The organism is Pseudomonas triticifolii (genome assembly GCF_014358015.1).
Taxonomy (GTDB): domain Bacteria; phylum Pseudomonadota; class Gammaproteobacteria; order Pseudomonadales; family Pseudomonadaceae; genus Aquipseudomonas; species Aquipseudomonas triticifolii.
On record NZ_JACONV010000012.1, the window covers coordinates 13826 to 40035 of the forward strand.

A 26210-nucleotide genomic window follows, 5' to 3' on the forward strand; every position below is an offset into this window, starting at 1 on the left:
CTGTAGAGGCGAAATCATGAAGACCACCATCGAATTGCCTCTTTTGCCATTGCGTGATGTCGTGGTTTATCCGCACATGGTTATCCCGCTGTTCGTGGGGCGCGAGAAGTCTATCGAAGCCCTTGAGGCGGCGATGACGGGTGACAAGCAAATCCTGTTGCTCGCGCAAAGAAATCCCGCTGACGACGATCCTGATGAGCAGGCTCTTTATAACGTCGGCACCATTGCAACCGTATTGCAGCTGCTGAAACTGCCTGATGGTACCGTCAAGGTACTGGTCGAAGGCGAGCAGCGCGGATCGGTCGAGCGTTTCATCGAGGCTGAGGGTCATTACCGCGCCGAGGTTGCGCTGATTGATGAAGTGGATGCGCCTGATCGCGAGTCTGAAGTGTTCGTGCGCAGTCTCCTGGCTCAGTTCGAGCAATATGTGCAGTTGGGCAAGAAAGTCCCTGCAGAGGTCCTCTCTTCGCTCAACAGCATCGATGAGCCTGGCCGCCTGGTAGACACCATGGCAGCGCACATGGCGCTCAAGATCGAGCAGAAGCAGGAGATCCTCGAGATTATCGACCTGTCCGCTCGTGTAGAGCATGTGCTTGCCTTGCTGGACGGTGAGATCGACCTGTTGCAGGTTGAGAAGCGCATTCGCGGTCGCGTCAAGAAACAAATGGAGCGCAGCCAGCGCGAGTACTACCTGAATGAGCAGATGAAGGCCATTCAGAAAGAGCTGGGTGATGGCGACGAAGGCCATAATGAAATCGAAGAGCTGAAGAAGCGCATCGATGCTGCGGGTCTGCCCAAGGATGCGCTGGCCAAGGCGACTGCGGAGTTGAACAAACTCAAGCAGATGTCGCCGATGTCGGCTGAAGCCACTGTGGTGCGTTCCTACATCGACTGGCTGGTTCAGGTGCCATGGAAAGCGCAGAGCAAGGTACGTCTGGACCTGGCGCGTGCTGAAGCCATTCTGGACGCCGACCACTACGGCCTGGATGAGGTGAAGGAGCGCATCCTTGAGTACCTTGCTGTGCAGAAACGCGTGAAAAAGATCCGCGGTCCTGTGCTGTGCCTGGTAGGTCCGCCTGGTGTGGGTAAAACCTCGCTGGCCGAGTCGATTGCCAATGCGACCAATCGCAAATTCGTGCGTATGGCCTTGGGTGGTGTACGCGACGAGGCTGAAATTCGTGGCCATCGCCGGACTTACATCGGTTCGATGCCAGGAAGATTGATACAAAAGATGACGAAGGTGGGTGTGCGCAACCCGCTGTTCCTGCTCGATGAAATCGACAAGATGGGCAGCGACATGCGTGGCGATCCGGCCTCGGCATTGCTCGAGGTTCTGGACCCCGAGCAGAACCACAATTTCAACGATCACTACCTCGAGGTCGACTACGACCTGTCCGATGTGATGTTCCTGTGCACGTCGAACTCGATGAACATTCCGCCAGCCCTGCTGGACCGGATGGAAGTCATTCGCCTGCCGGGCTACACCGAAGACGAGAAGATCAACATTGCCGTCAAATACCTTTCACCCAAGCAGATTCAGGCCAACGGTCTGAAGAAGGGCGAAATCGAGTTCGACGTCGATGCGATCCGCGACATCATTCGTTATTACACCCGTGAAGCGGGCGTGCGCGGGCTCGAGCGCCAGATTGCCAAGGTCTGCCGCAAGGCGGTCAAAGAGCATGCGCTGGAAAAACGTTTCGCTGTCCATGTGACTGCTGAAATGCTCGAGCACTTCCTGGGCGTGCGTAAATTCCGTTATGGTCTGGCCGAGCAGCAGGACCAGATCGGGCAGGTCACGGGGCTTGCGTGGACTCAGGTGGGCGGCGAATTGCTGACCATCGAAGCCGCCGTCGTACCGGGCAAGGGCCAGTTGATCAAGACCGGTTCGCTGGGCGACGTCATGGTCGAGTCCATCACAGCAGCACAGACCGTGGTTCGCAGCCGGGCCCGCAGCCTGGGTATTTCTGCTGACTTCCATGAGAAGCATGACACGCACATCCACATGCCTGAAGGCGCTACGCCGAAAGATGGTCCGAGCGCTGGCGTAGGCATGTGCACGGCGCTCGTGTCGGCTCTGACCCAGATTCCTGTGCGGGCTGATGTGGCGATGACCGGCGAGATCACCTTGCGTGGTCAGGTACTGGCGATTGGTGGTCTGAAGGAAAAACTTCTGGCAGCTCATCGTGGCGGAATCAAGACAGTCATCATTCCTGAAGAAAACGTACGCGATTTGAAGGAAATTCCTGACAATATCAAGCAGGATCTTCAGATAAAGCCCGTTAAATGGATTGACGAAGTCCTGCAAATTGCGCTGCAATACGCGCCGGAGCCCTTGCCGGATGTGGCTCCTGATCTGGTCGCCAAGGATGAGAAACGCGAGTCTGACTCTAAGGAAAGAATTAGCACGCATTAAGACTGAGCAGGCTTCCTTGACAGCTTTTTAGAGCCCTTGTTATAAAGCGGCTCTTTAAAGCAAGTCCGGCAGGCCTCCCAGCGCTCGTTTTGCTTAACACCTAAAACTTAGAAACATACTCAATATAGAGATAAGGGGACTTAGAGTGAACAAGTCGGAACTGATTGATGCTATCGCTGCATCTGCTGATATCCCGAAAGCTGCTGCTGGCCGTGCGCTGGACGCAGTGATCGAATCCGTCACTGGCGCTCTGAAGGCTGGCGACTCGGTTGTTTTGGTTGGCTTTGGTACGTTCTCCGTTACAGATCGTCCTGCGCGCACCGGTCGTAATCCTCAGACTGGCGAGACACTGGAAATCGCTGCTGCTAAAAAACCAGGTTTCAAAGCCGGTAAAGCCCTGAAAGAAGCTGTCAACTAAGCCTCCTCAAGCCTTTGCCCGCTGGGTCGGATTCATTCGGTCCAGATGCGGAGCGGTGGTGCAATCGGTTGCAACGCCGAAGGGTTCGAGCCCTTCCGCTCCGTCAGTTACGAGAAGGCGCATCCTCGGATGCGCCTTTCTTCTATCCGCTTTCTACCCACGCTCCGCGGTTGGTTAGTCAGTTCAACCGTTTTGGGGGACGCAATGCTGCAGAACATCAGGGACAATTCACAGGGCTGGATTGCCAAGACAATCATCGGAATCATCATCGCTCTGATGGCTTTCACCGGCATCGAGGCGCTGTTTACCGCTACCAGCAACAAGCAGAACGCTGCCGAAGTCAACGGTGAGGACATCTCACAGAACGAGTTGAGCCAGGCCGTGGACATGCAACGCCGTCAGTTGGCTCAGCAGCTCTCCCAGCAGTTGGGCAAGGATTTTGATCCTGCCATGCTCGACGAAAAGCTGCTGCGTGAGTCGGCTCTCAAAGGGCTGATTGACCGCAAGCTGCTGCTGCAGGGCGCAGCGGATTCGAAGTTCTCCTTTTCCGATGCAGCGCTGGACCAGCAACTGTTGCAGACGCCTGAGTTTCAGGTGGATGGCAAATTCAGTGCAGACCGCTTCGATCAGGTGATCCGTCAGTTGGGCTACAGCCGTATGCAGTTCCGCCAGATGCTGGGCCAGGAAATGCTTATCGGCCAGGTTCGTGCCGGTGTCGCAGGCAGTGCTTTCGTGACCGATGCTCAGGTCGAGGCGTTCGCCAGCCTGGAAAAACAGACCCGCGATTTCGCGTCGTTGACGCTGCCGGCTGACACGTCTTCGGTGAAAGTCACCGACGATGAGGTCAAGGCGCACTATGACGAGCACGCCAAGGAGTTCATGAGTCCTGAGCAGGTGGTGCTGGATTACATCGAGTTGAAGAAGTCTGCCTTCTTCGACAAGGTGAAGGTCAAGGACGAGGACTTGCAGGCGGCCTACCAGAAAGAGATCGCCAACCTGTCCGAGCAGCGTCGCGCTGCGCACATTCTGATCGAAGTGAACGACAAGCTCAGCGATGAACAGGCCAAGGCGAAGATTGAAGAGATTCAACAGCGTCTGGCCAAGGGTGAGGACTTTGCCGCTCTGGCCAAGGAGTTCTCGCAGGACCCGGGTTCGTCTAGCAAGGGTGGTGATCTGGGTTACGCAGGCAAGGGTGTTTACGACCCTGCGTTCGAAGATGCGCTCTACGGCCTGAACAAGGACCAGGTTTCGCAACCTGTTCGCACCGACTTCGGCTGGCACCTTATCAAGCTGCTGGGTGTGGAAGCGCCGTCGATTCCGACGTTTGCCAGCCTCAAGGACAAGCTGACCAGCGATCTCAAGTCGCAGCAGGTCGAGCAGAAGTTCGTTGAAGTGACCAAGCAACTGGAAGATTCGGCGTTCGAATCGTCTGACCTGGCGCAACCGGCTCAGGATCTGGGCCTCAAGGTTCAGACTACAGCGCCGTTCGGCCGTGAAGGTGGTGAAGGCCTGACGGCCAACCGTGCGGTTATCCAGGCGGCGTTCAGCCCGGAAGTGCTGGAAGAGGGTTCCAACAGCAACACGCTGGAACTGGACCCGGAAACCGTCGTGGTTGTGCGTGCAAAAGAGCACTTGAAGCCACAACAGCTGCCGCTTGAGAGTGTTGCCGGTGCGATTCGTGCGCAACTGGTGAAGGAGCATGCGAGCGCCGCAGCCAAGGCCCGTGGCGAAGCTTTGCTGGCAGGTCTGCGTGATGGCAAGATTCCACTGGCGGCCAAGCAGGACGGCCATGAGTGGAAAGTGATGGAAGCTGTCACTCGCAGTCAGGAAGGTGTCGATCCTGCCGTTCTGCAAGCGCTGTTCCGCATGCCCAAGCCAACAGGCAAGGACAAGCCGGAATACACCAGCCAGACAGCAGCCGATGGCAGCTTTGTGATCGTGCGTCTCAATGGTGTGAATCAGGCGGCTGCACCGACTGATGCGGAAAAGGCGCAATACCGCCGCTTCCTGTCATCGCGTGCCGGTCAGCAGGATTTCGCAGCGTTCCGTGCTGAGCTGGAAAACAAGGCGAAGATCGAGAAGTTCTAAGCCCGGCTGAATGCGAAGGCCCGGTCGGAAATGACCTGGTCTTTGCAGGCGCCAAAAAGAAGGCCGCTCACTGAGCGGCCTTCTTTTTTGTCTCCCGGAAAGTACCGCTCGCGATGAGCGGCACTGGCCGTATCACTCTTCGATGTTGCCCATCGCGGTGGTGTTGAAGCCGCCGTCGACGTACATGATCTCACCGCTGATGCCCGAGGCCAGATCGGAGCACAGGAACGCGCCTGCGTTGCCGACTTCGTCGATGGTCACGTTACGACGCAGTGGGGTCTGCGCTTCGTTGGCGGCCAGCATCTTGCGGAAGTTCTTGATGCCCGAGGCTGCCAGGGTGCGGATCGGACCTGCCGATACGGCGTTGACGCGCGTGCCTTCAGGACCGAGGCTGCCTGCCAGATAACGCACGCCGGCCTCAAGGCTGGCCTTGGCCATGCCCATCACGTTGTAGTTCGGCATGGTGCGCTCGGCGCCCAGGTACGAGAGGGTCAGCAGGCTGCCATTACGGCCTTTCATCATTTCGCGGCCAGCCTTGGCCAGGGCCACGAAGCTGTAGGCGCTGATGTCGTGGGCAATGCGGAAGCCTTCACGGGTGGTGGCTTCGGTGAAGTCGCCATCGAGCTGGTCGCCCGGCGCGAAGCCGACCGAGTGAACGATCACGTCCAGGCCGTCCCACTTCTTGCTCAGTTCTTCGAAGACCTTGTTGATCTCTTCGTCGCTGGCCACGTCGCAAGGGAAGCACAGTTCAGGGCCCGAGCCCCAGCCTGCGGCGAACTCTTCGACACGACCCTTGAGTTTGTCGTTCTGGTAGGTGAAAGCAAGCTCTGCACCTTCACGATGCATGGCGGCAGCGATGCCGGATGCGATGGACAGTTTACTGGCGACACCGACGATCAGGACGCGCTTACCGGCGAGAAAACCCATGTGTTGTTCCTCTTCAGGTTAATCGACAGCGACTGGTGCCAAAAAGGCGGCTTCCAGAAGCTGCTGTGTATAAGGATGTTGCGGTGCGGCAAAAACAGCCTGCGCCGCACCCTGTTCGACCACTTGGCCTTGCTTGACCACCATCAACTGGTGGCTCAGCGCTTTGACGACAGCCAGGTCATGGCTGATGAACAAATACGTCAGGTTGTACTTGGTTTGCAGCGAGCGAAGCAGTTCGACCACCTGGCGCTGCACTGTCCGATCGAGCGCCGAAGTCGGCTCGTCGAGCAGAATCAGCGCCGGTTTGAGCACCAGTGCCCTCGCAATGGCGATCCTCTGGCGTTGACCACCGGAGAACTCGTGGGGGTAGCGGTGCCGGGTTTCCGGATCCAGACCTACCTCTCTGAGCGCTTCGATGATCGCCGCTTCCTGCTCGGCAGCCGTCCCCATCTGATGAATGCGCAGGCCTTCGCCAACGATATCACTCACCGACATTCGCGGGCTCAGGCTGCCAAACGGGTCCTGGAACACCACCTGCATCTGTCGGCGCAGCGGACGTATCTGCTGCTGCGACAGGGAGTCTAGCGCGTTGCCCTTGAAGCGTATGGTGCCCTGGCTTGCGATCAACCGAAGAATCGCCAGCCCCAGCGTCGACTTACCCGATCCACTTTCGCCCACGATCCCCAGCGTTTGCCCTTCTGGCAGGCTGAAGCGGATACCGTCGACTGCCTTGACGTAATCGACGGTGCGCTTGAGCAGGCCTTTCTTGATCGGAAACCAGACTTTCAGGTCTTCGACTTCAAGCAGCGGAGCGCCAGCGGGGTTGGTCGAAGGACCGCCGCTGGGCTCGGCGCTGAGCAAAACTTTGGTGTACGGATGCTGCGGCGAGCGGAACAGTTCTTCGCACGATGCCTGTTCGACGATGCAACCGCGCTGCATGACACATACTCGATTGGCTATTTGCCGAACAACGTTCAAATCGTGGCTGATTAACAGCAGCGCCATGCCCAGGCGCGCCTGTAAATGTTTGAGCAGTTCGAGAATTTTCAACTGCACGGTTACGTCGAGCGCAGTGGTGGGCTCATCGGCGATCAACAGCTCCGGCTCATTGGCCAGGGCCATGGCGATCATCACCCGCTGGCGCTGGCCGCCTGACAGCTCATGTGGCAGCGCCTTGAGGCGTTTGCGCGGCTCAGGTATGCCAACGAGTTCCAGCAGCTCCAGCGTGCGCTCAGTGGCCGCCTTGCCGGTCAGCCCCTTGTGCAGGCCGAGGACTTCGTTGATCTGCTTTTCCACCGAATGCAGCGGGTTCAGCGAGGTCATCGGCTCTTGAAAGATCATGGCGATGCGGTTGCCACGGATCGCGCGCAGCTTTTTTTCTTCGACCTTCAGCAGGTCGTCGCCCGCATAGCGGATGGTACCGCTGGGGTGGCTGGCGATAGGGTAGGGCAGCAGGCGCAGTATCGAGTGCGCCGTGACGGATTTGCCTGAGCCGCTTTCCCCGACCAGGGCCAGGGTTTCGCCTCGGCGGATATCGAAGCTGATGTTCTCGACCACCCGTTGACGCGAGTCGCCCGTCACGAACTCGACCGCCAGATCGCGGATTTCGATCAGATTGTCAGTGTTCATCTTATTTCCTTGGGTCGAAAGCATCGCGGGCGGACTCGCCGATAAACACCAGCAGGCTCAACATCAGGGCCAGCACTGCAAAGGCGCTGATGCCCAGCCAGGGTGCCTGCAGGTTGGATTTGCCCTGCGCCACCAGCTCGCCCAGCGAGGGCGACCCGGCGGGCAGGCCAAAGCCGAGGAAATCCAGCGCGGTCAGGGTGCCAATCGCGCCGGTGAGAATGAACGGCATGAACGTCATGGTCGACACCATGGCGTTGGGCAGGATGTGACGGAACATGATTGCGCCGTTCTCCATGCCCAGCGCCCGGGCCGCACGTACGTACTCCAGGTTGCGGCCACGCAGAAACTCGGCGCGCACCACGTCCACCAGGCTCATCCAGGAAAACAGCAGCATGATGCCCAGCAGCCACCAGAAGTTAGGCTGTACGAAGCTGGCCAGAATGATCAGCAGGTACAGCACCGGAAGCCCCGACCAGACTTCCAGAAACCGCTGTCCCAGCAAATCGACCCAGCCGCCATAGAAACCCTGCAGCGCACCGGCTACCACGCCAATGATCGAGCTGAGGATTGTCAGGGTCAAGGCGAACAGCACCGAGATCCTGAAGCCGTAAATCACCCGCGCGAGCACATCGCGGCCCTGATCGTCCGTGCCCAGAAGGTTCTCTCGCGAGGGCGGAGCAGGTGCCGGGACTTTCAGGTCGTAATTGATGCTCTGGTAGCTGAAGGGGATCGGTGCCCACAAGGTCCAGCCATCTTTGGCAGCCAGCAGTTCCTTGATGTACGGGCTCTTGTAATTGGCTTCCAGCGGGAATTCACCGCCGAACGTGGTTTCCGGGTAGCGCTCGAACACCGGGAAGTACCACTGTCCGTCGTAACGCACAGCCAGCGGTTTGTCATTGGCGATGAGCTCGGCGCCCAGACTCAGGCCGAACAGCAGCAGAAATAGCCACAGTGACCACCAGCCGCGCTTGTTGGCCTTGAAACGTTCGAAGCGCCGGCGATTGAGAGGAGACAGCTTCATATCAATGCTTCCTGCTTTCAAAGTCGATGCGCGGGTCTACCAGCGTGTAGGTGATGTCGCCGATCAGCTTCACCACCAGACCCAGCAGGGTAAATATGAACAGCGTGCCGAACACCACGGGGTAATCGCGGTTGATGGCCGCTTCAAAGCTCATCAGGCCCAGGCCGTCCAGAGAAAAGATCACTTCCACCAGCAGGGAACCGGTGAAGAAAATACCCATGAACGCGGCCGGGAAACCGGCAATCACCAACAGCATTGCGTTGCGGAACACATGTCCGTAAAGCACCTTGTGATTGCTCAGGCCTTTGGCTTTGGCGGTGGTGACGTACTGTTTGCTGATTTCGTCGAGAAAGCTGTTCTTGGTCAGCAGGGTCATGGTCGCGAAGTTACCGATCACCAGTGCTGTGACCGGCAGGACCAGGTGCCAGAAGTAGTCGAGTATCTTGCCCGCGGTGCTCAGTTCCTCGAAGTTGTTCGAGGTCAGCCCGCGTAGCGGGAACCAGTTGAAGTAGCTGCCGCCGGAAAACACCACGATCAGCAGGATCGCGAACAGGAACGCCGGTATCGCATAGCCGACGATGATGGCCGAACTGGTCCAGACGTCGAAGTGGCTGCCGTGGCGGGTGGCCTTGGCGATGCCCAGCGGGATCGACACCAGGTACATGATCAGGGTGCTCCACAGCCCGAGGGAAATGGACACCGGCATCTTTTCGACGATCAGGTCGATGACCTTGGCATCACGGAAGAAGCTGTCGCCGAAATCCAGCGTGGCGTAGTTCTTGATCATGATCCACAGGCGTTCGGGCGCGGACTTGTCGAAGCCGTACATGCGCTCGATTTCCTTGACCAGCGCGGGGTCCAGTCCTTGAGCGCCCCGGTAGTTGGAACCCGCCACCGAGACCTCTGCGCCACCGCCAGCAATGCGGCTGGTGGCACCGTCGAAGCCTTCGATCTTGGCGATCATCTGCTCCACAGGCCCACCGGGCGCAGCCTGGATGATGATGAAGTTGATGATCAGGATGCCGAGCAGGGTCGGAATGATCAGCAGCAGCCGTCGCAGAATATAAGCCAGCATGTTATTGCTCCGTGCTCGCCGGGGCGGCCTGGTCAGGGGCGGGTTGGCCTGGCACCACGGGTTTGGCGTCGGGCTTGACCCACCAGGTCATCAGGCCGACGTCCGACAGCGCCTTGGCTTGCGGGTGGCCGAGGTGGTTCCAGTACGCAACGCGCCACGTCTTGATGTGCCAGTTGGGAACAACATAGAAACCCCACAGCAACACGCGGTCCAGTGCCTTGGTGTAGGTGATCAGGTTTTTCCGTGAGTCGGCGTTGATCAGACCGTTCACCAGAGTATCGATTGCCGGGTCCTTGAGGCCGATGAAGTTTCGGCTGCCGGGGTTATCGGCGCTGGACGAGTCGAAGTAAATCCTCTGCTCGTTACCGGGCGAACTGGACTGCGGAAAGCTGCTGACAATCATGTCGTAGTCACGTGAGCGCAGGCGGTTGATGTATTGCGAGACGTCGGCACGGCGGATGACCAGTTCGATACCCAGGTCGCTCAAGTTACGCTTGTAAGGCAGCAGGATGCGCTCGAACTCGGTCTGAGCGATCAGGAACTCCAGTTTGACCGGCTTGCCCTGAGTGTCGACCATCTTGTCATCGACGATTTTCCAGCCGGCTTCCTGCAACAGCTGGAACGCGCGGCGCTGCTGCGGACGAATCATGCCGCTGCCATCGGTGACCGGCAACGTGAAGGCTTCGGTGAACACCCGATCCGGAATCTTGCCGCGCAGAGGCTCCAGAATGTTCAGTTCTTCTGGCGAAGGCAGGCCGCTGGAGGCCATTTCCGAATTGTCGAAGTAACTTTTCGTGCGGCTGTAAGAGCCGTTGAACAACTGTTTGTTGGTCCACTCGAAATCCAGTAGCAGAGTCAGCGCCTCACGCACGCGGGCGTCCTGGAACACTGGCTTGCGCAGGTTGAAGATAAAGCCCTGCATGCCGGTGGGGTTGCCGTTCGGAAGTTCTTCCTGGATGAGCCGCCCGGCCTTGACCGCAGGTGTGTTGTACGCCGTGGCCCAGTTCTTGGCGCTGGTTTCCAGCCAGTAATCGAATTGCCCGGCTTTCATCGCTTCCAGCGCCACGGTGTTGTCGCGGTAGTAATCGGTGGTCAGCACATCGAAGTTGTAAAAGCCTTTGTTGATCGGCAGGTCCTTGGCCCAGTAGTCCTTGACCCGTTCGTAGCGCACCGAGCGTCCGGCTTTTACGTCAACGACCTTGTAGGGGCCGCTGCCCAGCGGGAAATCCAGACTGCCCTTGTCGAATTCGCGAGTGGCCCAGAAATGCTTGGGCAATACCGGCAATTGTCCGAGGATCAGGGGCATCTCGCGGTTGCCCTTGTGTTTGAACCTGAACAGCACGCGCAACGGGTCCTCGACGACAACCTGATCGACATCGGCGTAGTAGCCTTTGTACATAGGCGAGCCATACTCCATCAGCGTATTGAAGCTGAACTCCACGTCTTCGGCGCGAATAGGGTGACCGTCGTGGAAGCGCGCCTCGGGACGCAGGTAAAAGCGCACCCAGCTGTTATCGGGCGCTTTTTCGATCTTGCCTGCGACCAGTCCGTACTCACTGAGCGGTTCGTCGAGGCTGCCGCGGGCGAGGGTGTCATAGATCAGACCGATGTCATCTGCCGGCACGCCTTTGTTGATGAACGGGTTAAGGCTGTCAAATCCGCCGAAACCGGCTTGGCGCAGCGTGCCGCCTTTAGGGGCATCCGGATTTACATAGTCGAAATGTTTGAAGTCAGCCGGGTATTTGGGCGCTTCGTCGTACAGCGTCACAGCATGCTGAGGCGCAGCCTGTACCGAGCAGGCCAGGCTTGCCAACAGCAGGGCGGCTGTTCGCAGGCGCAGGGAATGCAGAGGGTTCATCGGGGCTTCTCCAGAGACTTGAGCCACCACGCGCGCAGCCCCAGGGTGTAGGGCGGGGTGGTGACCATGGCGAATCGATTGCGATACGCAAGGCGATGATTGTTCAGGTACCAGTTGGGGATGCTGTAATGCTGGGACAGCAGGACGCGATCCAGTGCCCTTGCAGTGGCAACTTGTTCGTCACGAGTCTGGGCGGCCAGCAGTTTGTTGAGCAGACCGTCGACCACCGGGTTGGCGACACCGGCGTAATTCTTGCTGCCGTTGATCGCGGCCTGGCTCGAATGGAAATACTGCCACTGCTCAAGACCGGGACTGAGCGTCTGTTGCAGGGTCATGAGAATCATGTCGAAGTCGAAGCGGTCCAGACGCTGCTTGTATTGCGCCCGGTCCACGGTGCGCAGGCCTGCGTTAATGCCCAGGCGTCGCAGGTCCTCGATATAGGGCAGCAGGATGCGTTCCAGACCGGGATTGACCAGCAGGATCTCGAAGCGCAGCGGCTGATTGTCGGCGTTGAGCAGGCCTTTGTCGGTCAGCTTCCAGCCCGCACTGCCCAGCAGAGTCAGCGCCCTGCGCAGGGTTTCGCGCGGAATGCCGCCACCATCGGTCTTCGACGCAGTGAACGGCTGAGTAAACAGGCTGGGCGGCAGCTGGTCGCGGTAGGGGCTTAGCGCCAGCCATTCGGCTCCGGTTGGCAGCCCGGTCGCGGAAAATTCACTGTTCGGGTAGTAACTGGTCGAGCGTGCATAGGCGTCACTGAACAGCGTACGGTTGGTCCATTCGAAGTTGAACAGCAGCCCCAGCGCTTCGCGTACCCGGACGTCGGCGAAGGCTGCGCGTCGGGTGTTCATGAACAACCCCTGGGTCTGGGTCGGGATCCGGTGAGGTATCTGCGCCTTGATCACACTGCCGTTGGCGACGGCGGGAAAGTTGTAGCCATTGGCCCAGTTCTTGGCCTGATGCTCGATGTAGATATCGAATTCACCCGCCTTGAACGCTTCGAACGCCACGTCGCTGTCGCGGTAGAACTCCACGTCGACACGGTCGAAATTGTATTTGCCGCGGTTGACTGGCAGGTCCTTGCCCCAGTAATCCTTGACCCGTTCGAACACCAGTTGGCGTCCGGGCTGAACCCGGGTGATGCGATAGGGACCACTGCCCAGTGGCGGTTCGAAGGTGGTGGCCTTGAAGTCGCGGTCTTTCCAGTAATGCTGCGGCAGCACGGGCAGTTCGCCCAGACGCAAAATCAGCAGCGGATTGCCGGCCCGTTTGAACACGAAACGAATGCGGTGCCGGTCGAGAATGTCGACACGCTGCACTTCCTGCAGAGCGGTGCGGTACTGCGGGTGTCCGTCCTTGAGCAGCGTGCGGTAGGAGAATGCCACGTCATAGGCAGTGATCGGCTTGCCATCATGAAAGCGGGCCTGAGGTCGGATATTGAATACCACCCAGCTACGGTCTTCGCTGTACTCCACCGACTGAGCGATCAGGCCGTAACTGGAGGTCGGCTCATCACCGGACGGGTCGTACTGGCCCGTGCCGACCATGAGCGTCTCGTTCAGCTCGTTGACGCCGTATTGCAGGAAATTTCCGGTCGATACCGGGCTTGTACCCTTAAAGGTGTAGGGGTTAAGCGTGTCGAACGTGCCAAATGCCATCATTCTCAAGGTGCCACCTTTCGGCGCCTCGGGATTGACCCAGTCGAAGTGAGTAAAACTGGCCGGGTACTTGAGGACACCAAACTGCGCATAACCATGACTTTCGGTGATGGCTGCGTTGGCGCAGAAGCTCAAGGCCAGACTGACGGTTAGCAGGAAGGGACGTATCACGATCCAGGCGACTTGGGCTTTCGGGTCGCTAACAGTAACAGCTTGTCCCGACAGGAAAAAGACTGGAAAGGGAAGCCTGCCAATGCAGCGCATGGGCAGGCTCTATGTGACGTTCGCCGGGCACGCGGCCGGCTCTTGTCAATGCGGCAGGTAGACCGTCAGGGTCTGGCCCGGCTTGAGTGCCTGGCCCGAACGCGGATTCCAGCGCTTGAGATGTTGCATCTCGACGTTAAAGCGCTTGGCGACCAGGTACATCGAGTCACCTTTCTGGATCTTGTACTGCATGGGCTTCTTGTCGCCGTCCTTGCTGCTGGCACTGGCGACGGTCTTGCTGGCGGCTTTACTGTTGTCCTGCATGACCAGGGTCTGGCCGATCTTGAGCTTCTTGCCGGACAGCTTGTTCCAGCGCTGCAGGTCCTCCACATCGACCTTGTTGGCCTGGGCGATGGTGGTGAGGTTGTCGCCGTTTCTGACTTTATACGTGCGGCTGCGAGCAGGTTTTTCGCTACTGGCCAGTGATTCGAACACCGGCTGTGACGTGTTCAGCCCCGGCTTGACTGGAATGCTCAACGATTGACCGACTTTCAAGCGATTGCCGGCCAGCTTGTTGTTGCCCTTGAGCGAGCTGACAGTGACCTGGTAGCGGCTTGCGAGACTTTCGAGTGTATCGCCACGACGAACACGATAAGGCTGCCAGGCGACCAGCTCTTCCTGCTTCATGGTCGACAGGCTGGCGGTCAGCAACTGAGCCTTGGATGTTGGGACCAGCAAATGCTGGGGACCATCGATGGTCAGGCGTTTCTTGAAAGCCGGGTTGAGCTGGATCAGTTCGTCTTCGTCGATGTCGGCGGCGCTGGCCACTTTGGACAGATCGACACGCTTGTTGAGCTCGACGACTTCAAAATACGGTTCATTGGCGATCGGGTTCAGGTTGACGCCATAGGCTTCCGGCGATAGAACCACCTGCGACAGCGCCAGCAGCTTGGGCACGTAGTCACGGGTTTCCTGCGGCAATGGCAGGTTCCAGTAATCGGTGGGCAGGTTGAGCTTGTCGTTGCGCTCAATGGCGCGGCTAACCGTGCCTTCGCCTGCGTTATACGCCGCCAGTGCCAGCAGCCAGTCGCCGTTGAACATGTCGTGCAGGCGCGTCAGGTAATCCAGCGCGGCCACGGTAGATGCCTGAATATCACGACGCCCGTCGTAGAAATTGGTCTGGCGCAGATTGAAATAGCGGCCGGTTGAGGGAATGAACTGCCAGAGGCCCACGGCCTGGCTGCGCGAGACGGCCATCGGGTTGTAGGCGCTTTCGATCACCGGGAGCAGGGCCAGCTCCAGCGGCATGTTGCGCTCTTCGAGGCGCTCGACGATGTAGTGCATATAGAGGCTGCCGCGCTCGCCAGCGTTTTCCAGAAAGGAAGGGTTGTTGGCGAACCACAGGCGCTGCTGGTCGATGCGAGGGTTTTGATCGTTGCCCTGTTGCAGCTGAAAGCCTTGGCGCATGCGCTCCCAGACATCCTGCGGCGGTGCCTGGGGCGTGACAGATTTATGAGTCAGGAAAATGGGTTTCTGCTTGATGCCGGCTGCCAGGTTTGGCGCACGGTGACTGCTGGCCGGGTCGATCTGGGCGGAGGTCTGGCAACCTGCCAGTATCGCGCTCGCGGCTACGGCGATGGCTTGGGCCAACCGAGTCAATGCGTCCGAATTTACAGGCTTGCTTATAGATGACGACATTGTTCGGGGGGTACATCCAGGCGAAAATGTCGGGCGATTCTAGAAAGCAGCCTGCCGCTGGTCAACCTTTCAGAATTTTATTGCAATTTTAAGGTCACCTCAGAACCTGTCCTTCCATGCCCTCAGGCTGGCAAAAACCTCACTCTGCGAGGCGTTTTGCTGTCCGCTCCGTTCGTCCGCTTTTTCTTTAACGGATGTTTCATGAGTGCGAAGGAACGGGTTGGTGCGTTTTTCCAGGGCTAGATTGGAAGGCAGGGTGATGCGGTTTTCGTCTCGCAGTTGAATCACTTGAGCCAGTCGCTCGGCAATGTCCTGGTTGTCCGGCTCGACGGCCTGGGCAAACCGCAGGTTGCTCAGGGTGTATTCATGCGCACAGTAGACCTGCGTGTTGTCCGGCAAAGCAGCCAGACGACTTAGGGAGGCGTGCATCTGGTCGGGCGTACCTTCGAACAGTCTGCCGCAGCCTGCCGCGAACAGGGTGTCGCCACTGAACAGCAGTGGAACGGAGGCGTCATCATGATAGAAGGCGATATGGCCCAGGGTGTGGCCGGGTACTGCGTGAACCGAAAAGTCCAGGCCCAGAACCGTGAACCGGTCGTGATCGACCAGCGCGACGTCGCGGCCTGGGATGTTTTCCGCTTTCGGGCCCAGAACCCGTGCTCCGGTGGCCTGCTTGAGTTCGACGACACCGCCCACATGATCATTGTGATGGTGAGTAATCAGAATGTCGGTGAGGCGATGATCGGGATGACGTTCCAGCCAGCGCAGCACGGGCGCTGCGTCTCCCGGATCGACCACGGCGCAGCATTGGGTCGAAAGGTCTTGTAACAACCAGATGTAGTTGTCATTGAAAGCGGGCAGGGCGTGGATCTGTATCATGGCGCAGTTCGCATCGCGGAGAACAATGGTGCATCTTAGAGTCTGTTGCCGTGGTATGCGAGCACCTCTGGAGGAGAACTCATGACCGATGAAGCGTTCGCTCAGGCCGATCCTGAATGGCTTGCGTTGATCCGCGCCGCTCGCCAGTGGCTGTCCGGCCCGTTGGGCCAGCTTTTGCTCGATGAGGAGCGCCGTGTTCTGGAAGACGAACTCGGCCGGTATTTTGGTGGCTATCTGGTGCATTACGGGCCGTCGGCAGAAAGCCCTCCCGTGGCGCAGCAAGTGCAGCGCAACGTCCGGTTGGGTGCGCCATTGCCAGGTGTGGAAATCGTCTGTGAAGAACAGGCCTGGCCATTGAGCGAACACGCCGCTGACGTGGTGGTACTGCAACACGGTCTGGATTTCTGCCTTTCGCCCCATGGCCTGCTGCGTGAAGCGGCCAGCAGCGTGCGGCCGGGTGGGCACTTGCTGATCATCGGCATCAATCCCTGGAGCGCCTGGGGCGTGCGCCATGTCTTCGCCCGCGATGCGTTGCGCAAGGCACGCTGCATCTCGCCTTCGCGCGTCGCCGACTGGCTCAACCTGCTGGGCTTCGCGCTGGAGAAACGCCGCTTCGGGTGCTATCGTCCGCCCCTCGCTTCGGCGGCATGGCAGTCACGGCTGATAGGGCTGGAAAGCCTGGGTGAGGGGCGTCAAAGTCCCGGTGGCGGCTTTTATCTGCTGGTGGCGCGCAAGCTGGTGGTTGGCCTCAGGCCATTGCGCCAGGTGCGACGCGAACCAATGGGCAAGCTTATTCCGCTGCCTATGGCCAAGGTCAGTCGTACCACTCAGGACACCTGATTTCTGCTCATGCCGAACAAGCCCATCATTCTGGAAAGGTTGTAATGAGCGATAGCGTTGAACTCTTCACTGACGGCGCCTGCAAGGGCAACCCCGGCCCCGGCGGCTGGGGCGCATTGCTGGTCTGCAAGGGCGTCGAAAAAGAGCTGTGGGGCGGCGAAGCCAACACCACCAATAACCGTATGGAGCTGACAGGCGCCATCCGCGGCCTTGAAGAACTCAAGCGCCCATGTGAAGTGACGTTGGTCACCGACTCGCAATACGTGATGAAAGGTATCACCGAGTGGATGGTGAACTGGAAAAAGCGCGGCTGGAAGACGGCGGCCAAGGAACCGGTCAAGAATGCCGACCTCTGGCAGCTACTGGACGAGCAGGTCAGTCGGCATACCGTGAAGTGGCAGTGGGTGCGCGGTCATATAGGCCATCCCGGTAACGAGCGTGCCGACCAGTTGGCCAATCGCGGCGTCGATGAGGTACGTGGTATCAAGCACGGCTAGCCTGTCGGCAGGCTGGCAGCGGCCGCGGCGTGGTAATATCGCGGCCTGTAAATGAGGCAGCAGTTCATGGCATTGCAAAACACAGACAACAGATCGATCGTACTCGATACCGAAACCACGGGCATGCCGGTGACCGACGGGCACCGCATCATCGAGATCGGTTGCGTCGAGCTGATCGGTCGTCGCCTGACCGGGCGGCATTTTCACGTTTACCTGCAACCCGACCGCGAGAGTGATGAGGGCGCGATCGGCGTTCACGGTATCACCAACGAGTTTCTGGTCGGCAAACCGCGTTTTGCCGAGGTCGCCGATGAATTCTTCGAGTTCATCAAGGGCGCTCAACTGATCATCCACAACGCGGCATTCGACGTTGGTTTCATCAACAACGAATTCGCCTTGATGGGTGCCCGGGACAGGACCGACATCACGCAGCACTGTTCGGTGCTCGATACCCTGATGATGGCCCGCGAGCGGCATCCGGGGCAGCGCAACAGCCTCGATGCACTCTGCAAGCGCTATGGCGTCGACAACTCAGGTCGTGAGTTGCACGGTGCCTTGCTCGACTCCGAGATTCTGGCTGACGTCTATCTGGCGATGACCGGCGGGCAGACCAGTCTGTCGCTGGCGGGCAATGCCTCCGACGGCAACGGTTCGGATGGCGGTTCTAACAATCGTGGCAGTGAAATTCGCCGTTTGCCTGCTGATCGCACGCCTTGCCGCGTAATCCATGCCAGCGAAAGTGAACTGGCCGAGCACGAAGTACGTATGTCAACGATCGCCAAGGCATCCGGCGCGCCTGCGCTGTGGGTGCAATTGCTGGAGGCTCAGGCCCAGGCTTCTTCCTGACAGTAATCCGCAAAGTGGTGACATGACTGTGGCAAATCCGGCTCTTAGCATCCGCATCGCGGACGAGTGCTTCGAAGACTACATCCTCAATAGCGAATTCACATTTACCGTTCGCGGTTACGCAACGCCGAAGGTGGGGGAGAGCGTGGAGTCGTGGCCCGTTGACCCGGTCGAGCCCTACCGCAAGAACTACGGCATCGATTCACAGGAATTCAGTCATTACCGCGATTCTCCCGGCAGCTCGGTGCTGGTCGCCTGGCTGGACGAACGTGCAGTCGGTCATATGGTGCTCAGTATCCACTGGAGCGGCTATGCCTATGTGGACGAACTGGCAGTGGATGAGTCGGCACGCAGGCACGGTGTCGCGCGTTCGCTGCTCGATGTTGCCGGGTTCTGGAGTCGCAAGCGCAACCTGCCCGGCATCATGCTGGAAACCCAGAACAACAATCTGGCAGCCTGCAGGTTGTATGAGCGCTGTGGGTTCGTGGTGGGCGGGGTAGATCACATGCGTTATCGAGGCATTGATCCGCAAACCCGCGAATCGGCGATCTTCTGGTATCTGATCTTCCCCAAGCCCTGATTCATGGGCATGAACCAGGCGTCGGGCAACTGGCTACTTACTTCGCAAGGCGGGTGATCTTCACGCCGGACTGCACCAGCTCGAAATCGTCTCCGCCCAAATGCTTGACCCGATCGCCGATAGCCAGTCGATAAGTGACCACAGGCTGATTTCCCTGCGCCTCATCGGGCTGTGATTCATGGAATTCATGCACGGGATAGATACGGCCTTCCGCATCCCTGGCATGAAATTGTCCGACGAGAACTGAAGCCATTTGCTTTGAAACCTCTGAAGCTGAAGATAACCGCTGGTTTACGAATTCATCGAGGGGTGTAGACCACTGATTTATAGGGGAGTTTACCGGTCGCAAAAAAATAGTCAGTACATGTGTCCGGGCGCAATCGAATAAAAGCGTATTCGGTCCGTCTAAGACCGGTACGTGATCTATACCTAACCCTTCCTTGAATCAGATAACGGATATTTTCATGAGCCAGGTCCACTCCATCGCTGTATTGGTTGGCAGTCTGCGAAAAGAGTCCATCAACCGCAAAATCGCGCTGGCCCTCGCAGGGCTCGCTCCCGATACGTTGAAGCTGAACATCGTCGAGATCGGCGATCTGCCGTTGTACAACGAAGACATTGATGGTGAGTCGCCCCCGCCAGCCTACACGGCCTTTCGCGAGCAGCTCGCTGTGGCCGATGGCTTTCTCTTCGTGACGCCGGAGTATAACCGTTCGGTGCCGGGTGCCTTGAAGAACGCAATCGATGTGGGGTCGCGTCCCTATGGCAAGAGTGCGTTCAGCGGTAAACCGGGCGCGGTGATCAGTGCGTCTCCCGGCGCCATTGGCGGGTTTGGCGCAAACCATCATCTTCGCCAGTCGCTGGTATTCCTCGACGTGCCTTGTCTTCAGCAACCGGAGTCCTACCTTGGCAATGCCGGGACTTTCTTCGATGAAGCCGGGACGCTCTCCGACAAGACCCGCCCGTTTCTGCAGACCTTCATCGACGCTTTCGCGGCCTGGGTCGACAAGAACGCTAAGGCTTAAGCCCAGTGAATCGATCAGGAGCTGCTGCCGTTTTTCAATCGATTGCTTTATCTAACGCAGCCATTTTTCCCCGCTGAATAAGCTGTTTCCTTTTGACCTCGCCCCTGCAGTGCTGCTGGGGGCGAGGTGTCATCCGAAGGAAACCGCACATGTCAGCATTACCTCCCTATTTTTCCAGCGAGTCGCTCAGCGCTCGTTTCACCCAGGACGTTCAGCAGGCCGTCAGCGAATCTCGTATCAGTGCCGAGCAGGGCCAGTGGCTGGGCATATTGACCCGCGAAGGGAATGAAACGCAGGAGGCTCCCGTTCGCCCCAGGGTCGACCGGTTTGTCCGGGACGACGGTGCACAGACGGGTGGCGAGCTGGCGACCGCACTGATGATCAGCGATCCGGACAACAGTGAGGCACCGGTATTGCTGAGCACCTTGTTGTCAGGGATCGAACGATTCGATAACCGTCTGTCTTTGCTTCTTGCATTGAGAGCGCGGTTTGATGAAATCAAAGACCCGTCCATAGAAATCGATACCCAGCAGGTAGACGGCCCGATTTTTCCTGCCCGCACACGGCTGATCATTGTTCATCAGGCAAAGCATCTGGAGCAGATCTGGGAGCTGTTGCATGAGTTACCAGAGCTGCGCACGGCACTTGGACGGGCCCTGATCGATAAGCTTCAGGCGCAGGATGCTGCGCTGCGTTTCGACGTCTTCAATCATCCTGTACAGCTCATTAATACAGATGTGTCGGATACCAACGTCGTCGGGACCGACAGCCTGGTCAATGTCGCGGTGGACGAGTATGTCTATCAGGCGTTACCCGCCAGCATAAAGCGGCAGTACCTGGATGCCTCCGGAGCAATACTTTCGCAAAAACAGTCAGGCACCTGTGCTCAGGCGGTGTCGGATGCAGTGGCCGAGATGGGCGCTTACTATGAACGGTCGCTGATGGATTACTGGTCGTCCAGGCGCAGTGACGGGGTGAGTGTTCGCGAGTTCTGCGCTCGGGCGCTGGCGGAGACTTTGCGTCATCACCTGTTGGCAGGGCGCAATGATGGCTTGCTCACCGAGGAGCAGTTTCAAGGGCTGCGCACACTGCTGCTGGCGTCCGGCGTGTCGCCTGAGTCACGAAAGACAAGGGTTCGGCGCTTGTCGGCCGCGGTCGGTGGGCAGGAGCCGGTCAAGCTGATCGGGCTGTTCGCGATCAATTTCGAATCCGGCAGGCCCGAGGGGCTTTATCTGTATTCGTGCCTGAACGGGTTCCGCCGTTTTGACGACCTCGACGGTATCGGCACCCTTTTTTCCAGCGCACAGGGTCGGTCCGATCTTCTGCAGTATTCGTCGTTGAACGATCATCCTTTGCTGCGTGCCAGTGGGCGGATCGAGCTGTTTGCCAACTCGTTCACCGGGCCGCTCTTGGATCAGTACCTGGATTCGGTCATTGCGTTGCAGCAGCGGAGTTTGCGTCATGCGTGCGCACTTTCGCCAATCGGCTATGAAAAAACCCCGGTACGGCTTGATGATGCGCTGGATATCAGGGTTTTGCTGGATGTCCGGCTACTGGGGCTGCATGACCTGGGCCGTTGGCGCGCCGGTCGGACAGACTTCAACGGCGCATGGGGATCGCCCGTTGTCGTACCGTACTTAGCGCCGGAAGCTTACGGGACCTGGGCCGGTAAGCTGCAAAAGATGGAGTTTCTGCTCGGGCGGGTTTCGCTGCTGCACCCTGGTTTGGACGGATGCATGCGCAACGAACTGAACCGTTACCTGATGCTGCTCGGCGAGTCCGGCCTTGATGCCCGCACGCTCTGGATCGCTTCAACGGACGGCGCTGTGCAGGCGGTTCCGTTGCTGTCGTGGGTGCTTGGTCGAGTGTGTGGCGATGTCGAAGTTGACTTCACCGACGCGATGGTGATGCGTGGCGAGTCCGCGCTGGCGGGTGACTCTCTGGACCAGCGCCTGCCCATGACGCTGCTGGAGGAAATGGTTGACTGCGTACTGATGGATTTTACGCAGCGCTTCGAGCGACAGATCAGTGGCTTCTACGCACGTCAGGTACGTTATCTGGACACGTGCGTGCATCCCGGCGCTTCAACCGGGCTTATTCGCGAGTATGCCCTGCGCCTTGAGGTGATTATCCAGAAGCGTATCGGTGGTCTTGATGATGAGGCGCTCCAAAGTGTCCAGCAGGTGCTTGACAGACCTTTGCCTGCACTCAGAGACAGTCTGGGTGATGAGCGCGTCGATCCGTATACCATGTCCGTTCGCTGGACGGGCCTCAAGCAAGCCATTGCGGTTCCCAATGCGTTCGTGCTGAGTAAGCCCAAGCACATCGGGAGCGTGGTGCTGTGGCTGTCGGGCTCCGGATTGAGACGCTTCGGTGCCTTGCAGGACATGAAAAACTGGCTTTCCCGGCAGATGATCGATCCACGTGCTCACGTGGTGAACGCCCTATCGGAGCCGGACAGGGAGGCTGTGACCACTCTCCTTCGACAGGAGGGCGTACCCTCTGTCGAGATCGAGCTGCACCCTGCGCAGGGACATTTCATCGCGGCCTTGCAGGCGCACGAGATCAAGCGGCAGCAGCAGACTGCAACATGTCTCTATCAAAAGGCCCTCAAGCGAGAGCTGAGCGCCAGCCTGTTTCGTCACCTGATGAGCGCTGTCGAGTCCAGGGATGCCAGTCGTCAGGTGCTCAACCGCCTGGGCATGATCATTCAACACGTCATTAACAAAACCGCCTTGCCAGAGTGGGTAAGCACCGCGTCGCCTACCGAGCAGATCATTTTGGTCAACATTCTGCAGCACTTCTACGTAGCGTGCATTGCACAAAAGGATTTCCTCTTCGGTCTCCCCAGCCTCTATGACTACTCACGTCAGCAATTGACAAACAGGCTTGCACGCGACTTTCCGGGGCAGACGCTTGATCCGGAAGACGTCATGGTTACGCTGACACATTATGTTTCCGGCTTTGCCACCATCGGCGAAGTGCCTTCTGCCATCCCGGCTGCAACGGAGCGCGTCAGTCAGACGCTCTGTGAATTTGCCGTCAATCGATTCATGTCCCGTCAGGACGGCGTCATTTCGCTCGCGGCAAAAGATGGTACTCCACTGGCAGGCCCGCTGACGGTGGCTTACGTTCGGGAAATGGTCGATTCACTCAATGTGGCCCAAGGCTACCGGAGTCTGACGGAGAGCATTATGGCCAAGGATGACCCAGCCTATGCGCAGCGACAGAAATTGTTTGCCGAGCAACTGCCAGCCACCGGCCTCTTGAGAGCGTTCACGGCGAAGCTGAAAAAGGAGCTGTCCGACGACGCTTTTTACTTTATTGAAGCGATCATGGACATGCCCGACGGGATCGCCCGACTGCCTGTTGCAGGGCGCAAGGTCGTATTGAGCCCACTGCGTCTTCTGCCTGCCAGCGAGGGCTGGGCACCGACCACTGTCATCAATGCCTATATCATTGGCCCGGAACGAGGCAAGGCAGGGCCATGGGTGTTCTATGCGCCGTTTCATGACGATTTTGCGTTCAAGGAGTACGCTGATGAGGCTGCGCTGTTAAAGGATATCCACACGTCTGAGTATCTTCAGGCGCTGATTCTCGATTGCATCGATCCTGCAGAACGCAAGCTTTATGACCATGGCGGTTTCATGGAACCGCACTTGCCGTTCAGCGTGGAGTCCGACTTCGATATGCCCTTCGAACGTCCAAAGCCAGTCACGTTGTCCATTGAGCCCTATGAAGGCAACGTACTCGACCTGTTGTTCAACGGCACAATGCAGGCACTCAAGCAGCAGGTGAAGCAGCACAGTGTGACCAGCGCGGAGTTGAAAAGTACCGCCTCGCGCTATCTCTTCGGTCTGGTCGCCGAACAGACTATGGCTTTATTACCAGGCCGTTTGGGGGCGTTGGTGGGCATCTGGCAAAGTCAGGACCTGCTGAACCTTTCCGCCATTTCTGCCGGTGAGCGGCAGTGGGGCAAGGCAATTGCCGAGTTTATGGCTGCCCTTAGCATGGTGATTTCCTCGGGCATGGGTGCGCAGGAGGCAGGAGGCGCGGACCTGGGTGAGGTGGAGGTCTCGTTGGACGAAGAGATCCTTGAGGCGCCGCAAGATCCTCCCGAAGCCAAGGTTTTTCCGCGGTTCTCCTGGTCGAACAACTCACTGACACAGGAGATTCTGATCCGCCTGCGCCAGTTCGAGATCCGAGGGGTGTCGCTCAATACGCTGCGCAAGGATGATCTGTTCAGTACCTACAATGACCCCGTCAGCGGGAAGAAGTATGCGGCCATCAATGGCAGGGTCTACGAGCTGAAGTCGGACCTGGATGGATGGTTCATTGTGGCTGGCGACAGGGTAGGTCCACCGGTTGTGCTGGATGAGGAGCAGCGCTGGAAACTGGATCTTCATGGCGGGCTCAAGGGGGGAGGAGCACTGCTGACACGTGTCAAAAGCAGTCTCGTCGAGTCCGGTGCGGAGGATGTCATGTCGTTCGACTGCGAGGGAATGCTGGAGATCCGCCGCACATTCCGGGGAATGGCGCAGGCGATTGAAGAGGGTCACACCCAGGCTCAACGTTACCTGGAGAACTGTCTGGACAACCTTTGCCTGAAACTACCTGACGGTTCGATGGCGCCGCGGGTCAAACAGGTTCTTGCCGACTTTTTTGACGAAAACGAGCCCGATGAACGGATGTGCGAGGTTGTGAAGCATGTCGTCACACAGATCTATGGCGCGTTGATGGACCCTACGCTATCGCCTGTCGATTCAACGCGTTATGTGATCGGGGTCAACAGGATCGGGCACGACTCCGCAGCCTTCATCTTTATTAAGGACCCGTTGAAAAGGGTTTTTCTGACCGAGCAGTTTTTCCGGTTGCCGAGCTACCGATTCAAGGTCAGCGCCATGCGTTCGGGACAGTTCCATTACGGCGCGCATTACCGTGCCGCGATTCTGATTCACGAATTGTCTCACCTGACCCTCAAGACGGAAGACCTGGCTTACGTCGATGCTCAGGCCCCCTTTGCCGATCTTCTGGAGGATACCGCAGGCTATCGATTGAGGTTGAAGAACGCGCAACTCGCGCTTCAGCAGAAGACGCTTTCGTACCAGACGGACCGCAGTCAGTTGTTCAAGCAACTGGACAACAATCGCTGGCGGGATTTGAGGAACTCTGACGGTAAAGGGAAGAAAACGATATTGCGTCTTGCCGGCAAAGCGACGCTGGATGAGGCGCGTGATGTGTTCTACAACGATGTCCAGAAACGCACTGACATCATGCTCGCCAATGCCGACACTGTCGCTTTGCTGGTGACTTTGCTGGGGCGCGAGCGGCTGGTGGGCTAGGCCGTGGGGCCGCTCGGCATCGGCTGATGGGGCCCTGGGGCATTTGCACCAGGGACCGCTCCTCAGACCAGATAGTGGCGCAGCTCGCGTGCGATCAACAGGCGCTGGATCTCGCTGGAGCCTTCGTAGATCTGGGTGATACGGGCGTCCCGGTAGTATCGCTCTACCGGGTAGTCTTCCAGATAACCGTAGCCACCATGAATCTGTATCGCTTTGGAGCACACCCACTCGGCCATTTCCGACGCGAACAGCTTGGCCTGTGAGGCCTCTGACAGACACGGCTGGCCAGCACTGCGCAGACGTGCAGCGTGCAGGATCAGCAAACGGGTGGCGTTGATGCGCGTGTGCATGTCGGCCAGCAGGTTGGCGATGCTCTGGTGTTCGATGATCGGCTTGTCGAACTGCACGCGCTCACGGGCGTAGGCCAGCGCGGCTTCGAACGCTGCACGGGCGATGCCCAGCGCCTGGGCGGCGATACCGATACGGCCGCCTTCCAGGTTGGACAGCGCGATGGCCAGGCCCTTGCCGCGCTCGCCCAGCAGGTTGGCAGCCGGAATGCGGCAGTTGTTGAGGGTGACCGCGCAGGTATCCGAGGCGCGGATGCCCATCTTGTGTTCGCTGCGGTCCACCACGAAGCCCGGGTTTTCGGTGGGCACCAGAAACGCCGACAGGCCTTTCTTGCCCAGTTCTGGATCGGTCACGGCAAACACGATCGCCAGTTTTGCCCGCTTGCCATTGCTGACGAACTGTTTGGCACCATTGATGACCCATTCATCGCCTTGCAACTCGGCGCGGGTGCGCAGGTTATGCGCTTCGGAGCCTGCGTGGGGTTCGGTCAGGCAGAAGCAGCCGATGGCCTGGCCGGTGGCGAGTTTTTCCAGCCAGGTGTGTTTCTGTTCATCGCTGCCATAGTTGAGAATGGGTCCGCAGCCCACCGAGCTGTGGACGCTCATCAGCGTGCCGGTGGCGGCATCGGCCGCTGAAACTTCTTCGACCGCGAGGGCGTAGGCAACGTAATCGATGTAAGTGCCGCCCCATTGCTCGGGCACCACCATGCCGAGCAAGCCCAGCTCACCGAGCTTGCCGACCAGCGCGTCGTCGATCCAGCCGGCCTTTTCCCAGGCCTGTGCGTGGGGAGCGATTTCGTTGCGTGCAAAGTCGCGTGCCATGTCGCGAATCATGATCTGCTCTTCGCTCAATTCCAGGTCGTGCATG

19 protein-coding genes are annotated in these 26210 nt (G+C 58.6%); 9 read left to right on the top strand and 10 right to left on the bottom strand.

What is annotated here, in order from left to right; all coding sequences use genetic code 11:
* Positions 1-16 precede the first annotated feature (16 nt).
* The 3 genes from lon (at position 17) to H8S56_RS16070 (ending at position 4919) form a co-directional block, all read left to right on the top strand.
* Positions 17-2413, top strand: a complete 2397-nt coding sequence (gene lon, locus H8S56_RS16060) for an endopeptidase La (RefSeq protein WP_024694812.1) — start codon at positions 17-19, stop codon at positions 2411-2413.
* Positions 2414-2558: 145 nt separating this feature from the next.
* The gene (locus tag H8S56_RS16065; protein ID WP_024687898.1) at positions 2559-2831 is read left to right on the top strand and encodes an HU family DNA-binding protein; all 273 of its coding nucleotides are present in this window, start codon (positions 2559-2561) and stop codon (positions 2829-2831) included.
* Positions 2832-3035: 204 nt separating this feature from the next.
* Positions 3036-4919, top strand: a complete 1884-nt coding sequence (locus H8S56_RS16070) for a SurA N-terminal domain-containing protein (protein ID WP_187519171.1) — start codon at positions 3036-3038, stop codon at positions 4917-4919.
* Between the two features lie 132 nt (positions 4920-5051).
* On the opposite strand, the gene fabI is transcribed toward H8S56_RS16070, so the two are convergent.
* The 8 genes from fabI to gloB form a co-directional block, all read right to left on the bottom strand.
* Complete coding sequence (fabI, locus tag H8S56_RS16075) at positions 5052-5846, bottom strand: enoyl-ACP reductase FabI (protein ID WP_024687900.1); 795 nt, start codon at positions 5844-5846, stop codon at positions 5052-5054.
* 18 nt (positions 5847-5864) lie between these two features.
* Complete coding sequence (locus H8S56_RS16080) at positions 5865-7475, bottom strand: ABC transporter ATP-binding protein (RefSeq protein WP_187519172.1); 1611 nt, start codon at positions 7473-7475, stop codon at positions 5865-5867.
* Between the two features lies 1 nt (position 7476).
* Positions 7477-8496, bottom strand: coding sequence for an ABC transporter permease (locus H8S56_RS16085; protein ID WP_024694813.1), 1020 nt, complete (start codon positions 8494-8496; stop codon positions 7477-7479).
* Between the two features lies 1 nt (position 8497).
* Complete coding sequence (locus H8S56_RS16090; protein ID WP_024687903.1) at positions 8498-9571, bottom strand: microcin C ABC transporter permease YejB; 1074 nt, start codon at positions 9569-9571, stop codon at positions 8498-8500.
* A gap of 1 nt (position 9572) precedes the next feature.
* A complete protein-coding gene (locus H8S56_RS16095; protein WP_024687904.1) occupies positions 9573-11429 on the bottom strand; it encodes an extracellular solute-binding protein in 1857 nt (618 codons plus the stop codon).
* Positions 11426-13255 (bottom strand): extracellular solute-binding protein, encoded by a 1830-nt coding sequence (locus H8S56_RS16100; protein WP_024687905.1) that lies wholly within the window; start codon positions 13253-13255, stop codon positions 11426-11428. The genes H8S56_RS16095 and H8S56_RS16100 overlap by 4 nt, the downstream gene beginning before the upstream one ends.
* A gap of 138 nt (positions 13256-13393) precedes the next feature.
* Positions 13394-14986 (bottom strand): LysM peptidoglycan-binding domain-containing protein, encoded by a 1593-nt coding sequence (locus H8S56_RS16105; protein WP_187519173.1) that lies wholly within the window; start codon positions 14984-14986, stop codon positions 13394-13396.
* Positions 14987-15085: 99 nt separating this feature from the next.
* Positions 15086-15865: a hydroxyacylglutathione hydrolase gene (gene gloB, locus H8S56_RS16110; RefSeq protein ID WP_024687907.1), complete on the bottom strand. Its 780-nt coding sequence runs from the start codon at positions 15863-15865 to the stop codon at positions 15086-15088.
* A gap of 81 nt (positions 15866-15946) precedes the next feature.
* Between gloB and H8S56_RS16115 the strand changes: the two genes are divergently transcribed.
* From H8S56_RS16115 to H8S56_RS16130, 4 genes are all read left to right on the top strand, one after another.
* A complete protein-coding gene (locus tag H8S56_RS16115) occupies positions 15947-16705 on the top strand; it encodes a methyltransferase domain-containing protein (protein ID WP_024687908.1) in 759 nt (252 codons plus the stop codon).
* 44 nt (positions 16706-16749) lie between these two features.
* Complete coding sequence (gene rnhA / locus H8S56_RS16120; RefSeq protein ID WP_024687909.1) at positions 16750-17202, top strand: ribonuclease HI; 453 nt, start codon at positions 16750-16752, stop codon at positions 17200-17202.
* A 66-nt stretch (positions 17203-17268) separates the two neighbouring features.
* Positions 17269-18048 carry a DNA polymerase III subunit epsilon gene (gene dnaQ / locus H8S56_RS16125; protein ID WP_024687910.1) on the top strand — a complete coding sequence of 260 codons (780 nt, stop codon included), beginning with the start codon at positions 17269-17271 and terminating at the stop codon, positions 18046-18048.
* A gap of 22 nt (positions 18049-18070) precedes the next feature.
* Entirely contained in the window at positions 18071-18628 is a 558-nt protein-coding gene (locus tag H8S56_RS16130) for a GNAT family N-acetyltransferase (RefSeq protein WP_024687911.1), read from the top strand.
* A gap of 37 nt (positions 18629-18665) precedes the next feature.
* Here H8S56_RS16130 and H8S56_RS16135 read toward each other — a convergent pair whose 3' ends face one another.
* The gene (locus H8S56_RS16135) at positions 18666-18881 is read right to left on the bottom strand and encodes a hypothetical protein (RefSeq protein WP_024687912.1); all 216 of its coding nucleotides are present in this window, start codon (positions 18879-18881) and stop codon (positions 18666-18668) included.
* 211 nt (positions 18882-19092) lie between these two features.
* Here H8S56_RS16135 and H8S56_RS16140 point away from each other — a divergent pair, with 211 nt between their 5' ends.
* A complete protein-coding gene (locus H8S56_RS16140) occupies positions 19093-19653 on the top strand; it encodes an NADPH-dependent FMN reductase (RefSeq protein ID WP_024694816.1) in 561 nt (186 codons plus the stop codon).
* Positions 19654-19802: 149 nt separating this feature from the next.
* Complete coding sequence (locus H8S56_RS16145) at positions 19803-24995, top strand: dermonecrotic toxin domain-containing protein (protein ID WP_187519174.1); 5193 nt, start codon at positions 19803-19805, stop codon at positions 24993-24995.
* Between the two features lie 62 nt (positions 24996-25057).
* Here H8S56_RS16145 and H8S56_RS16150 read toward each other — a convergent pair whose 3' ends face one another.
* Positions 25058-26209: an acyl-CoA dehydrogenase family protein gene (locus H8S56_RS16150; RefSeq protein WP_187519175.1), complete on the bottom strand. Its 1152-nt coding sequence runs from the start codon at positions 26207-26209 to the stop codon at positions 25058-25060.
* Between the last annotated feature and the right edge of the window lies 1 nt (position 26210).

Bases quoted from the DNA above. Each gene is read 5' to 3' on its own strand.
- H8S56_RS16070 (WP_187519171.1), top strand. From the start codon at position 3,036: ATGCTGCAGAACATCAGGGACAATTCACAGGGCTGGATTGCCAAGACA.
- H8S56_RS16115 (WP_024687908.1), top strand. From the start codon at position 15,947: ATGACCGATGAAGCGTTCGCTCAGGCCGATCCTGAATGGCTTGCGTTG.
- fabI (WP_024687900.1), bottom strand. From the start codon at position 5,846: ATGGGTTTTCTCGCCGGTAAGCGCGTCCTGATCGTCGGTGTCGCCAGT.
- H8S56_RS16105 (WP_187519173.1), bottom strand. From the start codon at position 14,986: ATGTCGTCATCTATAAGCAAGCCTGTAAATTCGGACGCATTGACTCGG.
- gloB (WP_024687907.1), bottom strand. From the start codon at position 15,865: ATGATACAGATCCACGCCCTGCCCGCTTTCAATGACAACTACATCTGG.
- H8S56_RS16090 (WP_024687903.1), bottom strand. From the start codon at position 9,571: ATGCTGGCTTATATTCTGCGACGGCTGCTGCTGATCATTCCGACCCTG.
- H8S56_RS16135 (WP_024687912.1), bottom strand. From the start codon at position 18,881: ATGGCTTCAGTTCTCGTCGGACAATTTCATGCCAGGGATGCGGAAGGC.
- H8S56_RS16095 (WP_024687904.1), bottom strand. From the start codon at position 11,429: ATGAACCCTCTGCATTCCCTGCGCCTGCGAACAGCCGCCCTGCTGTTG.
- dnaQ (WP_024687910.1), top strand. From the start codon at position 17,269: ATGGCATTGCAAAACACAGACAACAGATCGATCGTACTCGATACCGAA.
- rnhA (WP_024687909.1), top strand. From the start codon at position 16,750: ATGAGCGATAGCGTTGAACTCTTCACTGACGGCGCCTGCAAGGGCAAC.
- H8S56_RS16145 (WP_187519174.1), top strand. From the start codon at position 19,803: ATGTCAGCATTACCTCCCTATTTTTCCAGCGAGTCGCTCAGCGCTCGT.
- H8S56_RS16140 (WP_024694816.1), top strand. From the start codon at position 19,093: ATGAGCCAGGTCCACTCCATCGCTGTATTGGTTGGCAGTCTGCGAAAA.
- H8S56_RS16080 (WP_187519172.1), bottom strand. From the start codon at position 7,475: ATGAACACTGACAATCTGATCGAAATCCGCGATCTGGCGGTCGAGTTC.
- lon (WP_024694812.1), top strand. From the start codon at position 17: ATGAAGACCACCATCGAATTGCCTCTTTTGCCATTGCGTGATGTCGTG.
- H8S56_RS16085 (WP_024694813.1), bottom strand. From the start codon at position 8,496: ATGAAGCTGTCTCCTCTCAATCGCCGGCGCTTCGAACGTTTCAAGGCC.
- H8S56_RS16130 (WP_024687911.1), top strand. From the start codon at position 18,071: ATGACTGTGGCAAATCCGGCTCTTAGCATCCGCATCGCGGACGAGTGC.
- H8S56_RS16150 (WP_187519175.1), bottom strand. From the start codon at position 26,209: ATGCACGACCTGGAATTGAGCGAAGAGCAGATCATGATTCGCGACATG.